Source organism: Streptomyces sp. NPDC005423 (assembly GCF_040606415.1).
In the GTDB taxonomy this organism is placed as follows: Bacteria; Actinomycetota; Actinomycetes; order Streptomycetales; family Streptomycetaceae; genus Streptomyces.
Map to the genome: position 1 here is coordinate 38241 of NZ_JBEXET010000039.1, position 11816 is coordinate 50056.

Here is an 11816-nt window from a genome sequence, read left to right on the forward strand (position 1 = left end):
GGGAGTTGACGTTTCCTTTGCGGACGCGGGGCCCCGCCGGAGCGGTTCCGGCGGGGCCCCGCGCAGGCCGGGCGGGCCGGGCGGCGCCTGTCCCGGCGGGCTACTTGCCCGTGAACTTCTCGTACTCCTTGAGGACCTCGTCGGTGGGGCCGTCCATCCGCAGCTCGCCGCGCTCCAGCCAGAGCACGCGGTCGCAGGTGTCCCGGATCGACTTGTTGTTGTGGCTGACCAGGAACACCGTGCCCGCGGACTTGCGCAGTTCGCGGATGCGGTCCTCGGAACGCTTCTGGAACTTGCGGTCGCCGGTGGCCAGCGCCTCGTCGATCATCAGGACGTCGTGGTCCTTGGCGGCCGCGATGGAGAAGCGCAGCCGGGCCGCCATGCCGGAGGAGTAGGTGCGCATCGGCAGCGTGATGAAGTCGCCCTTCTCGTTGATGCCGGAGAAGTCCACGATCTCGTCGTAGCGCTCCCTGACCTGCTCGCGGGACATGCCCATGGCCAGGCCGCCGAGGATGACGTTCCGCTCGCCCGTCAGGTCGTTCATCAGGGCCGCGTTCACGCCGAGCAGGGAGGGCTGGCCGTCGGTGTAGACCCGGCCCTTCTCGGCGGGCAGCAGACCGGCGATGGCGCGCAACAGGGTTGATTTCCCGGACCCGTTGGAGCCGATGAGGCCGACCGCCTCGCCCCGGTAGGCGACGAAGGAGACGCCCCGTACGGCGTGCACCTTGCGCACGCCGCGCGCGCTGTCGTCGGAGCCGCGCCGGAGGATCCGGCTGAGGGCGGAAGTGGCGCTGCCCTTACCGGTCTTGGCGCCGTTGACGCGGTAGACGATGTGCAGTTCGTCCGCGATGACGGTGGGGATCAGCTCCCCGGGCTTCAGCTCAGCCACGGCCGTACCTCTCCTCCGCCTGCCAGAAGTACACGAAACCGCCGGTGAACAGGGCCACGGCCCAGAAGGCGGCGATGGCCCAGACGTGCGGCGGCAGGTTCGAGGCGCCGTAGCCGTCGATGAGCGCGAAGCGCATCAGGTCCATGTAGACGGCGGCCGGGTTCACCTGGAGCAGGCGGACGAACACCTCGGAACGGCCCTCCATCATCTTGCTGATGGAGAACATGACGCCGGAGGTGTACATCCAGGTGCGCAGGACGAACGGCATCAGCTGGGCGAGGTCCGGCGTCTTGGCGCCCATCCGCGCCACGATCAGCGCGAGCCCGGTGTTGAAGAGGAACTGCAGCAGCAGGACCGGGACGATCAGCAGCCAGGACAGGCTCGGGTAGCTGCCGAAGCCGATGACGATGACGAACAGCACGAGCATCGAGAACAGCAGCTGCTGGAGCTGCTGGAGCGCGAAGGAGATCGGCAGCGAGGCGCGCGGGAAGTGCAGCGCCCGCACCAGGCCCAGGTTGCCGGAGATCGCGCGGACGCCCGCCATGATCGAGCTCTGGGTGAAGGTGAAGACGAAGACGCCCGTCACCAGGAACGGGATGTACACGTCCCGGGACATGCCACGGCTGGCCTTGAGGATGACGCCGAAGATGAAGAAGTAGACGGCCGCGTTGAGCAGCGGGGTGGCCACCTGCCAGAGCTGGCCGAGCTTCGCCTGGCTGTACTGCGCCGTCAACTTCGCCTGGGAGAAGGCGAGGATGAAGTGACGCCGTCCCCAGAGCTGACGGACGTAGTCGACGAGTCCGGGGCGGGCACCGCTCACGGTCAGGCCGTGCCGGGCGGCGAGCCGTGCCGCCGTGAGGCCCTCGTCGGGCGACGGAGGCGCGCTCACCGCGACCGCGCCGTCGTGCGTTGTCTCACTCACTGATGGAAACTTTCGTCGGTGTGATGCGCAGCCTGTGCGGGCATGGCATGGGCCAGGGGCCGGGGTGCGGCCCGGGTGCTCTCCGGTTCGAGCTTCTCAGATGACGGGGGGCCGGCCCAGTCGCGTCAGCCGCCACACCGTACGCCACCGCATGGGCCGACGGGGGCCGCACGGGGTGCGCCAGCCCTCCCGGAAGCCGCCGAACCAGGCCCGCAGGGCCGGGCGCGAGGGGCGGCGCACCAGGGTGAGCAGCAGCCAGACCCCGAGATAGACGGGGACGAGGGGCGCGGGCAGGTTGCGGCGGGCCAGCCAGACCCGGTTGCGGGCGACCATGCGGTGGTAGACCGCGTGCCGCGAGGGAGCGGTCGTCGGGTGGTACAGCACCATGTCCGACCGGTAGTCGATCATCCAGCCGGCGTCCAGCGCCCGCCAGGCGAGGTCGGTCTCCTCGTGGGCGTAGAAGAAGGCGTCCGGGAGGCCGCCGACGTCGGCGAAGACCCGGGTGCGGACGGCGTTGGCGCCGCCGAGGAAGGTGGTGACCCGGGAGGAGCGCATCGGGTCGGCGGCCCGCAGCCGGGGGACGTGCCGGCGCTGGGTGATCCCGCTCTCCGGGTCGGCGATGCGGAAGCTGATGATGCCGAGTTCGGGGTCGGCGGCGAAGGCGCGCCGGCACAGCTCGGCGGTGTCGTGCTGGGCGAGGAGCCCGTCGTCGTCCAGGAACATCAATATGTCGACGTCCCGGCCGCCGGGGCCGAACGCCTCGATGCCGACGTTGCGGCCGCCGGGGATGCCGAGGTTCTCGGGCAGTTCCAGGGTCCGTACGCCCGCGGGGACGTCCGGGACGGGCGAGCCGTTGCCGACGACGACCACCTCGACGCGGTCGCCGTCCTGCTTGGCCACCGAGTCGAGCAGCGCCCGCAGTTCGTCGGGGCGGTTGCCCATGGTGATGACGACCGCGCCGACCGTCAGGGCACTCACTTCAGCCTGCTGGACGCGAGGATGGAGACCAGGTGCAGCAGGGTCTGGAGCAGCGCGATGCCGGCGAGTACGGCGATGCCGAGCCGGGAGAAGAACAGGTCACCGCGGACCTGGTCCACGATCGCGAGGACCAATATCAGCAGGGACGCCTCCATGCCGAGGATCAGCCGGTGGAACTTGAAGGCGGCGGCGGCCCGGCGGGCCAGCGCCATGCCGGAGGAGCGCATCTCGGCCGCGGCCTCCTTGACCGGGGGCAGTCCGCCCTGGTGGCGGGCGACGCCCACCAGGTCGGTCTCGGCCTTGATCAGGATCGCGCCGAGGGCGGCCAGGGTGCCCAGGAAGGCCCACAGCCAGTCGATCCGTCCGCTGCCCCACAGGTCGGCGGCGCGCAGTCCGAAACCGACCAGGACGGCCGCGTCGGTCAGATAGGCGCCGACCCGGTCCAGGTAGACCCCGCCGAGCGAGAACTGCTGCTTCCAGCGCGCGACTTCGCCGTCCACGCAGTCCAGCAGCAGGTACATCTGGACGCAGACCACGCCGAGGACGGCGCCCGTGATCCCCGGCACCAGGAGCGCCGGGGCGGCGAGCACGCCAAAGACGGTCATCAGATACGTGAGCTGGTTGGGCGTGACCCTGGTGGTCACCAGGTAGCGGTCGACCCGCAGGGACACCTCGCGCATATAGAGGCGCCCCATCCAGTGCTCACCGCTGCGCCGGTCCTTCACCCCCACGGGGTGGACGACCGGGCGGAGTTCAGCTACCGATGGCCTTGACATAGTCGGCGTAGATGTCCTTGATCTGGTCGGTTTTCAGGTCGAGGTGTTCGAGGATCGTGTAACGGCCGGGGCGGGTCTCGGGAGCGAACTCCACGGCGCGGACGAACTCGCCCACCGTGAAGCCGATCTCCTCGGGCAGCACCGGCAGTCCGTGCCGGCGCAGGACCTCGGCCATGTGCGCCGATTCCTCGTGGGCTCCGCGCAGGTACATCGCGAAGGCCGCGCCCAGGCCGCACTGCTCGCCGTGGGCGGCAGCGCGCTTGGGGAAGAGCAGGTCGAAGGCGTGGTTGATCTCGTGGCAGGCGCCGGAGGCGGGACGGGAGTCGCCGGAGATCGACATCGCGACGCCGGTGAGGACGAGCGCCTCGGCGAGCACCTGGAGGAAACCGTTGTCGCCGATTCCACCCGGGTGCCTGAGCACCGCCTCGCCGGCCTGGCGCGCCATGGCGGCGGCCAGCCCGTCGATCTTCTCGCCCTTGACGCGGTTGGCCAGCTCCCAGTCCGCGACGGCGGAGATGTTGGAGATGGCGTCGCCGATGCCGGCGCGCACGAAGCGCACCGGCGCCTCCCGGATGACGTCCAGGTCGATGACGACGGCGATCGGGTTGGGCACGCCGTAGGAGCCGCGGCCCGCGTCGTTGTCGAGGGTGGCGACCGGGGAGCAGAGACCGTCGTGGGCGAGGTTCGTCGGTACGGCGACCAGGGGCAGGCCGACGCGTGCCGCGGCGAACTTGGCGCAGTCGATGATCTTGCCGCCGCCGAGGCCGACGACCGCGTCGTAGTGGCCGGCCTTTATGTCGCCGGCCAGCCGGACCGCGTCGTCGAGGGTGCCCCCGCCGACCTCGTACCAGGTGGCGCCGGGCAGCGACGGGGCGATGCGCTCCCGCAGCCGGGCGCCGGAGCCGGCGCTGACCGCGACGGCGAGCCGGCCCGAGTGCGAGATCCGCTCGTCGGCGAGGACGCAGCCCAGGTCGTCGAGGGCGCCGGGGCGGATGTCGACGACGAGCGGGGAGGGGATCAGCCGGGTCAGTACTGGCATGCGATCTCCCGCCCCTTGGCGAGATCGTCGTGGTTGTCGATCTCCACCCAGCTGACCTCGCCGATCGGCGCCACGTCGACGCGGAAGCCGCGGTCGACCAGCTCCTGGTAGCCGTGCTCGTAGAACTGCTGCGGGTCGGCCTCCCACACCGTCTTGAGCGCGTCGGCCAGCTCCGGGGCCGCGTCGCCCTCGATCAGGGTGACGCCGATGTACTCACCGGTGGCCTCGGCGGGGTCCATCAGCTTGGTGATCTTCGAGACGCCCCTGACGGGGTCGACGACGACCTTCATCTCCTCGTCGGCGAGGGACTTGACGGTGTCGACGGCCAGGATGATCTTCCGGCCCTCGCCGCGGGCGGCGAGCAGGGTGTGCTCGACGGAGACCGGGTGGACGGTGTCGCCGTTGGCGAGGATCACGCCGTCCCGGAGGGCGTCACGTCCGCACCACAGGGAGTAGGCGTTGTTCCACTCCTCGGCCTTGTCGTTGTCGATGAGGGTGATCTTGAGGCCGTACTTCGCCTCCAGCGCCGCCTTGCGCTCGTAGACGGCTTCCTTGCGGTAGCCGACGATGACCGCGACCTCGGTCAGGCCGATCTCGGCGAAGTTGCCGAGCGTCAGGTCCAGGACCGTGGGTTCGCCCTCTATGCCCGCGGGGCCCACCGGCACCAGAGCCTTGGGAAGGCTGTCGGTGTAGGGGCGCAGACGCCGTCCGGCGCCGGCCGCCAGCACGAGGCCGATCATGCGGGTTCTCCTTCGTCGTGTACGGCGGGCGCGCCTTCCAGATGGGAGGCGACCCAGAAGCGGATGCTCTCGACGAGCACCAGCAGGGCCACGGCCACGGCGAGCACCGTGAGCGCGACCGTGAACTGCTCCGCGGTGAGCAGTGCGGCCAGGACGGTGACGAGCAGCGTCCGCCCCTCGTGCCCCCCGGCGGCGCGCACCAGCCAGGACGGGGGCGCGCCGGCGTCGCCGCGGATGCGGTACACCGTGTCGTAGTGATGGTAGGCGACGGCGGCCACCAGTCCGAAAGCCGCGGGAAGGGCTCCGTTCACCTCCGCTTCGGCCGCGAGGATCAGGACGGTGCAGTACTCGGCGGCGCGGAAGAGGGGCGGGACGAGCCAGTCGAGGGCGCCCTTGAGGGGGCGTACGACGGCTTGGGCGGAGAGCAGGACGTACCCGGCGGCGCAGAGGACGAGCGCCAGGCCGGGCCCCTCGAACCAGGCCGCGAGCAGCACGAGGGCGGTGCCCGCGACGGCCCAGAGGAGCGCGGGGAGGCGCGGGACGTCGGGCAGGATCCGGGCGAGCGGCCGGGCGAGCGGGCCGCTGTCGGCGAGGTCCGCGAGCGCCTGGGCGGCCCGGTCGGTGCGCCTGGCCCGGCGGGTCAGCGAGCGCAGCACCCGGCCGGCCGTGGTGTAGGTGGCGGCGAAGGCGCAGCCGACGAGGAGGGCGTAGAAGGTGATGCGGGGGGTGGTGAGGGCGGTGAGGACGGCGATCATCGCCCACCGTTCGCCGATGGGCAGGACCACCATGCGGCGCACCCAGACCGTCCAGCCGACGCTGTCGAGCCGGTCGGAGAGGGCGGCGGTGGGGCTGGTGTTGGCGGTGGCGTCGTGGTTGGCCTCGTTGAAGGAGAAGTCCACGACGTGCCGGACGGTCTGGAGCACCATCGCGCCCAGGGCGAGCGCCCACACGTCGTCGCCGCCCTTCGCGGCGCCGAGCGCGAGGCCGGCGTAGTAGGCGTACTCCTTGGCCCGGTCGAAGGTGGCGTCGAGCCAGGCGCCGAGCGTGGAGTACTGCAGGGAGTAGCGGGCGAGCTGGCCGTCGGTGCAGTCCAGGACGAAGGAGGCGATCAGCAGGACGCCGGCCGCGACGAAGCCCGCGCGGGTGCCGGTGGCCGCGCAGCCGGCCGCTATCAGCGCGGTGAGCAGGGAGGCGGTGGTGACCTGGTTCGGGGTCAGGCCCCGGCGGGCGCACCAGCGGGCGATGTAGCGGGAGTAGGGGCTGATGCAGTGGGTGGTGAAGAAGCCGTCGCGGGCCTTGACCGCGGACTTCAGGCGTACGGCCTCGTCGTCCACGGCGGCGACGGCCCGGCGTGCCTCGTCGCGGGCCTGCGCGTCGGCCGGGACGGCGGCGACCAGGCTGCCGAGTTCGGGGCGGTACACCTCGGCCCCGTCGGTGTCGAGGGCGATGAGGACGCGGTCGGCGAGGCTGTCGACGAGGGTGGTGCCGCCGGCCGCGGAGTTCTCGCGGGCCATCGCCCGGGTGAGGGCCTGGCGGCCGGCGGGCTGGGCGGTGAGGGCGCCGGGTACCGCGGCGAGCGGGAAGCGGGGGTCGGTCAGACCCAGGCGCAGCGCGTGGGGGTGGCCCACGAAGCGGGCGTCGACCAGGGCGACGCGTTCGTCGCCGGGGACGGTGGCGAGGAGGGTCTCGGCGTCACCGGTGTCGGCGGCGGTCCGGACGTCGAAGCCGAGCGACCGCAGATCGCTCTCGATCGGCGATCCGGGGACCGGCTGACCGGTGAGGATGGCGGTCGGCAACCGAACTCACTCCCTGGGTGACGACGCGTCGGCGCCGGTCGGATGCTGGGTGGGGGCGCCCCTTGCCTGCGGCGCCCGGGCGGCATGTCGGCAGAGGCTATCCGATGCCTGGAAGCTCTTGTTCACCGCCCGTTCACGGAGCGATCAACGCGGTGCGGTGGCGGCCTCCGCCGCGATCATCATCGGTGATCCGGGGCCCGGCCCACAAACCGCGCCCCCAGACCGGGCATGGGCGGACATTACGGAGGGCCCGTCCCGCGTCGGCATAGGGTGAGCCACCATGACCTGGCTGATCACCGGCGGAGCCGGATACATCGGGGCCCATGTGGCGCGGGCGATGAGCGGCGCGGGCGAGGCCGTCGTGGCGCTCGACGACCTCTCGACGGGCCGTCCCGCGCGGCTGCCCGCCGGCGTCCCGCTCGTGCGGGGCTCCTCGCTCGACGGGGCGCTGCTGAAGCGGGTGTTCGCCGAGCACGCGGTGACGGGTGTGGTGCATCTCGCGGCGCGCAAGCAGGTCGCGGAGTCGGTGACCCGGCCGACGCTGTACTACCGGGAGAACGTCGGCGGCCTCGCGACCCTGCTGGACGCGGTCGCCGACGCGGGCATCGAACGGTTCGTGTTCTCCTCCTCGGCCGCCGTCTACGGCGATCCCGGGGTGGACCTGATCACCGAGGACACCCCGTGCGCCCCGGTGAACCCCTACGGCGAGACCAAGCTCGCCGGGGAGTGGCTGGTGCGGGCGGCGGGGGCCGCGCACGGGATCTCCACGGTGTGCCTGCGCTACTTCAACGTGGCGGGCGCGGGCGCTCCCGAGCTGGCCGACACGGGCGTCTTCAACATCGTCCCCATGGTCTTCGACCGGCTCACCCGTGGCGACGCCCCGCGGATCTTCGGCGACGACTATCCGACGCCGGACGGCACGGGCGTCCGCGACTACATCCATGTCGCCGACCTCGCGGACGCCCACCTGGCGGCGGCCCGGCGCCTGGCCGAGGGGGGCGCGAGCGGTGATCTGACGGTGAACATCGGGCGCGGCGAGGGGGTTTCCGTGCGCGAGCTGATCACGGTGATCGGCGAGGTCACCGGCGACCGGCGGCCGGCCGTCGTGGAGGGACGGCGGCCCGGGGACGCGCCGCGCGCGGTCGCCGCCGCCGACCGGGCCGCCGCGGAGCTGGGCTGGACGGCCCGGCGCGGGGTGCGGGAGATGGTCGACTCGGCGTGGGAGGGGTGGCGGCGGGCGCACGCCGGCTGAGCCCACCCTTTCCGCCCGCCTTCGTTTACGCAGGTCAGGGCAGATGACAACGGTGTTCAGTGCCGCGTTGCCGGATACCCCCCGCCCGTAGTTGACTGGGGTTTTCCACGAGACCACCGGAGGCGGCTTCCCATGGGGGCAGGGCACGACCACGGGCACGCGCACGGCCCGCCCGCCGGTACGGCGACGGCCGCCTACCGGGGCAGGCTGCGCGTCGCGCTGTCGATCACGCTGACCGTGATGGTGGTCGAGATCGTCGGCGGTGTGGTCGCCGGCTCGCTCGCGCTGGTCGCGGACGCGGCCCACATGGCGACGGACGCGCTCGGCCTCGGCATGTCCCTGCTCGCGATCCACTTCGCCACCCGGCCGCCCACCGGCCACCGCACCTACGGCTACGCCCGCGCGGAGATCCTCGCCGCGCTCGCCAACTGTCTGCTGCTGCTCGGCGTGGGCGGCTACGTCCTGTACGAGGCGGTCCAGCGGTTCGTCACGCCCACCGTGACGGAGGGCGGGCTGACCATCGTGTTCGGTCTGATCGGCCTGGTCGCGAACATGATCTCCCTCACGCTGCTGGTGCGCGGCCAGGCCGAGAGCCTGAACGTGCGGGGGGCGTTCCTGGAGGTGGCCGCGGACGCGCTGGGCTCGCTCGCGGTGATCATCTCGGCGGTGGTGATCCTCACCACGGGCTGGCAGGCCGCCGACCCCGTCGCCTCGCTCCTCATCGGCCTGATGATCGTGCCGCGCACGCTGAAGCTGCTGCGCGAGACTCTCGACGTACTGCTGGAGTCGGCGCCCAAGGACGTCGACATGACACAGGTACGGACACACGTCCTCGCCCTCGACGGGGTCGAGGACATCCATGACCTGCACGTGTGGACCATCACCTCGGGCATGCCGGTGCTCTCCGCACACGTGGTGGTCCGCTCCGACGTGCTGAACGCCATCGGCAACGAGAAGATGCTGCACGAACTCCAGGGCTGCCTGGGCGACCACTTCGACGTGGAACACTGCACCTTCCAGCTGGAGCCGCGCGGCCACGCCGAGCACGAGGCCCGGCTCTGCCACTGATGTTCCCCTCCCGAGGGCCCTGGGCCCCTCTTTCGGGGGAACCGGCCGGCCGAGCGCGTCGGACCGGCGCCCGCCGGCGTCCTCACTCCCACAGCCCCGTCGCGGACGGTTCCCCGTCCGCCGCGCCGGGCAGCCCGAGCAACGGCCGGGAGTGCCGGACGCGTACGGCAGACTTGGCTTGAGGACCGATGTGAAGGATGGGTATGCCGATCACACCTGCCACCGCGACGCCCAGCTCGTCGAACGGCACCGCTGTAGCGATCTTGCTGGAACTGGTCGACGAGAACGGCGTGACGATCGGGACCGCGGAGAAGCTCGCCGCCCATCAGCCGCCGGGGCGGCTGCACCGCGCCTTCTCGGTCTTCCTCTTCGACGAGCGGGGCCGGCTGCTGCTCCAGCAGCGGGCTCAGGGCAAGTACCACTCCCCCGGCGTGTGGTCCAACACCTGCTGCGGCCACCCCTACCCGGGCGAGTCCCCGTTCGCGGCGGCGGCCCGGCGGACCTACGAGGAGCTGGGCGTCTCCCCGTCACTGCTCGCCGAGGCGGGCACGGTCCGCTACAACCACCCGGACCCCGACTCGGGCCTGGTGGAGCAGGAGTACAACCACCTCTACGTCGGCCTGGTGCAGGCCTCTCCGCACCCGGACCCGGAGGAGGTCGACGCGACGGCCTTCGTGACCCCGGCCGAACTGGCGGAGCGGCACGCGCGGGACCCCTTCTCGTCCTGGTTCATGACCGTGCTGGACGCGGCCCGTCCGGCGGTCAGGGAGCTGACGGGCCCGTCCGCGGCCTGGTGACGGGAGCGCCTACGGCACCCGGGCGGCCTTGAGCGGCAGGGCGGACCAGATCACCTTGCCGCCGCTCGCCGTGTGCTCGATGTCGCACACACCGCCCGCCTCCCGGGTCACCTCACGGACGAGCAGCAGGCCCCGGCCGCCGGTCCGGCCGTGGTCGGCCTCCAGGGCGGTCGGACGGTAGGGGTGGTCGTCCTCCACGGAGACCCGGACCCACTCGGCCCCGACGGCCACCTCCACGGCGAGCGTCGGGGACAGCAGCGCCGCGTGCCGGACGGCGTTGGTGACCAGTTCGGAGACGATCAGCAGCAGCCCCTGCACCAGGTCCTCGCAGGCCGGTACGGACTGACGCAGCAGCAGGTCGCGCACCGCGTGCCTCGCCTGCGGTACCGAGGCGTCGACCGCGGGAGCCGTGAACCGCCAGACCCCCTCGTACGGCAGCGGGCTCGGGCCGGGGGGGCCGTCGGGGTCGCCCTCTGGGCGAGGGTCGGCCCCCCGCCCGCGGTTCTCCATCGTCTGGTCGCCACCTTTGCGCTCGATTGTCACCACACGTCCGAGTGTTGGGAAGAACCTGCCGGGCACCGCCTGCCTGAACAGAAGTCAGCCACTATCGAGCGATTCCGACCTCCTGTGTGCGCACCAGGCCCGCTTGCGACCGTTCCTGCCCGGGCCGCGCCGACTTCGTGGCCGCATCGGGTTGTACGGATGCGCCGCCGCCGCGCCCGGTCCGCCCTCGCGGCCACGGCCCCCCGCACGGCCGCCGCCGAGGCCGGTGCGGATAGCATCCGGCGCATGGAGCCGCAGCTGCTGCACCGTGTCGCCGACTCGGTCGCCACCGTCGTCATCCACCACCCGGCCAAGCGCAACGCCATGACGGCCGGCATGTGGCGGGCGCTGCCGCCGCTGCTCGACGCCCTGGCCGCCGATCCGGCCGTACGGGCGCTGGTGCTGACCGGGGAGGGCGGGACGTTCTGCGCCGGGGCCGACATCTCCACGCTGCGCCGGGCACCGGGCGAGGCGCAGGGGCTCGCGGTGCTCGCGGAGGAGGCGCTGGCCGTCTTCCCCAAGCCGACCCTGGCGGCGGTCGAGGGGCACTGCGTGGGCGGCGGCGCCCAGCTCGCGGCCGCCTGCGATCTGCGGTTCGCCGGGGAGGGCGCGCTGTTCGGGGTGACTCCGGCGAAGCTCGGGATCGTCTACCCGGCCTCCTCCACCCGGCGGCTGGTCTCCCTCGTGGGGCCGGCCACCGCCAAGTACCTGTTGTTCTCCGGAGAGTTGATCAACGCCGAGCGGGCGCTGCGCACGGGGCTCGTCGACGAACTGCTGCCCGCGGCCGAACTCGGCGACCGGGTCGCGGAGTTCACCCGGACCCTGGTCTCGCGTTCCCAGCTCACCCAGGCCGCGGCGAAGGAGTTCGCGGACGGCCGCACGGACCGCGACGGCCACTGGGCCGGCCAGGCGGCCGGCAGCGGCGACACCGCCGAGGGGGTCGCCGCGTTCCTGGAGCGCAGACCGCCGCGCTTCAGTTGGACCGCCCCCACGGGTGTCCACGGGTACTGACCGGT

At 72.2% G+C, this 11816-nt stretch carries 12 protein-coding genes; 4 read left to right on the top strand and 8 right to left on the bottom strand.

Annotation, left to right across the window (positions count from 1 at the left end; all coding sequences use genetic code 11):
* Positions 1 to 100: 100 nt before the first annotated feature.
* From ABZT12_RS30575 to ABZT12_RS30605, 7 genes are all read right to left on the bottom strand, one after another.
* The gene (locus tag ABZT12_RS30575; protein ID WP_356390512.1) at positions 101 to 889 is read right to left on the bottom strand and encodes an ABC transporter ATP-binding protein; all 789 of its coding nucleotides are present in this window, start codon (positions 887 to 889) and stop codon (positions 101 to 103) included.
* Positions 882 to 1811, bottom strand: coding sequence for an ABC transporter permease (locus ABZT12_RS30580; protein WP_356390514.1), 930 nt, complete (start codon positions 1809 to 1811; stop codon positions 882 to 884). The genes ABZT12_RS30575 and ABZT12_RS30580 overlap by 8 nt, the downstream gene beginning before the upstream one ends.
* 96 nt (positions 1812 to 1907) lie before the next feature.
* Positions 1908 to 2753, bottom strand: a complete 846-nt coding sequence (locus ABZT12_RS30585; protein WP_356390581.1) for a glycosyltransferase — start codon at positions 2751 to 2753, stop codon at positions 1908 to 1910.
* Between the two features lie 32 nt (positions 2754 to 2785).
* A complete protein-coding gene (locus tag ABZT12_RS30590; protein WP_356390516.1) occupies positions 2786 to 3565 on the bottom strand; it encodes a CDP-alcohol phosphatidyltransferase family protein in 780 nt (259 codons plus the stop codon).
* On the bottom strand, positions 3543 to 4604 hold the full coding sequence (locus ABZT12_RS30595) for an iron-containing alcohol dehydrogenase family protein (RefSeq protein WP_356390518.1): 1062 nt from the start codon (positions 4602 to 4604) through the stop codon (positions 3543 to 3545). Before ABZT12_RS30595 ends, ABZT12_RS30590 begins: the two co-directional genes overlap by 23 nt.
* On the bottom strand, positions 4592 to 5344 hold the full coding sequence (locus ABZT12_RS30600) for a phosphocholine cytidylyltransferase family protein (RefSeq protein ID WP_356390520.1): 753 nt from the start codon (positions 5342 to 5344) through the stop codon (positions 4592 to 4594). Before ABZT12_RS30600 ends, ABZT12_RS30595 begins: the two co-directional genes overlap by 13 nt.
* Complete coding sequence (locus ABZT12_RS30605) at positions 5341 to 7140, bottom strand: DUF5941 domain-containing protein (protein WP_356390522.1); 1800 nt, start codon at positions 7138 to 7140, stop codon at positions 5341 to 5343. Before ABZT12_RS30605 ends, ABZT12_RS30600 begins: the two co-directional genes overlap by 4 nt.
* A 280-nt stretch (positions 7141 to 7420) precedes the next feature.
* Here ABZT12_RS30605 and galE point away from each other — a divergent pair, with 280 nt between their 5' ends.
* The 3 genes from galE (at position 7421) to idi (ending at position 10257) form a co-directional block, all read left to right on the top strand.
* Entirely contained in the window at positions 7421 to 8392 is a 972-nt protein-coding gene (galE, locus tag ABZT12_RS30610) for a UDP-glucose 4-epimerase GalE (RefSeq protein WP_356390524.1), read from the top strand.
* Positions 8393 to 8524: 132 nt separating this feature from the next.
* Positions 8525 to 9460: a cation diffusion facilitator family transporter gene (locus tag ABZT12_RS30615; RefSeq protein ID WP_356390526.1), complete on the top strand. Its 936-nt coding sequence runs from the start codon at positions 8525 to 8527 to the stop codon at positions 9458 to 9460.
* Between the two features lie 203 nt (positions 9461 to 9663).
* On the top strand, positions 9664 to 10257 hold the full coding sequence (gene idi / locus ABZT12_RS30620; RefSeq protein WP_356390528.1) for an isopentenyl-diphosphate Delta-isomerase: 594 nt from the start codon (positions 9664 to 9666) through the stop codon (positions 10255 to 10257).
* A 9-nt stretch (positions 10258 to 10266) separates the two neighbouring features.
* Here idi and ABZT12_RS30625 read toward each other — a convergent pair whose 3' ends face one another.
* Positions 10267 to 10767, bottom strand: coding sequence for an ATP-binding protein (locus ABZT12_RS30625; protein WP_356390583.1), 501 nt, complete (start codon positions 10765 to 10767; stop codon positions 10267 to 10269).
* 279 nt (positions 10768 to 11046) lie between these two features.
* Between ABZT12_RS30625 and ABZT12_RS30630 the strand changes: the two genes are divergently transcribed.
* Entirely contained in the window at positions 11047 to 11811 is a 765-nt protein-coding gene (locus ABZT12_RS30630; protein ID WP_356390530.1) for an enoyl-CoA hydratase/isomerase family protein, read from the top strand.
* The last annotated feature ends 5 nt before the right edge of the window (positions 11812 to 11816 follow it).

Excerpts from the sequence above, each read along its gene's own strand:
- ABZT12_RS30585 (WP_356390581.1), bottom strand. The coding sequence starts at position 2,753 with ATGGGCAACCGCCCCGACGAACTGCGGGCGCTGCTCGACTCGGTGGCC.
- ABZT12_RS30590 (WP_356390516.1), bottom strand. The coding sequence starts at position 3,565 with ATGTCAAGGCCATCGGTAGCTGAACTCCGCCCGGTCGTCCACCCCGTG.
- ABZT12_RS30595 (WP_356390518.1), bottom strand. The coding sequence starts at position 4,604 with ATGCCAGTACTGACCCGGCTGATCCCCTCCCCGCTCGTCGTCGACATC.
- ABZT12_RS30600 (WP_356390520.1), bottom strand. The coding sequence starts at position 5,344 with ATGATCGGCCTCGTGCTGGCGGCCGGCGCCGGACGGCGTCTGCGCCCC.
- galE (WP_356390524.1), top strand. The coding sequence starts at position 7,421 with ATGACCTGGCTGATCACCGGCGGAGCCGGATACATCGGGGCCCATGTG.
- ABZT12_RS30615 (WP_356390526.1), top strand. The coding sequence starts at position 8,525 with ATGGGGGCAGGGCACGACCACGGGCACGCGCACGGCCCGCCCGCCGGT.
- idi (WP_356390528.1), top strand. The coding sequence starts at position 9,664 with ATGCCGATCACACCTGCCACCGCGACGCCCAGCTCGTCGAACGGCACC.
- ABZT12_RS30625 (WP_356390583.1), bottom strand. The coding sequence starts at position 10,767 with ATGGAGAACCGCGGGCGGGGGGCCGACCCTCGCCCAGAGGGCGACCCC.
- ABZT12_RS30630 (WP_356390530.1), top strand. The coding sequence starts at position 11,047 with ATGGAGCCGCAGCTGCTGCACCGTGTCGCCGACTCGGTCGCCACCGTC.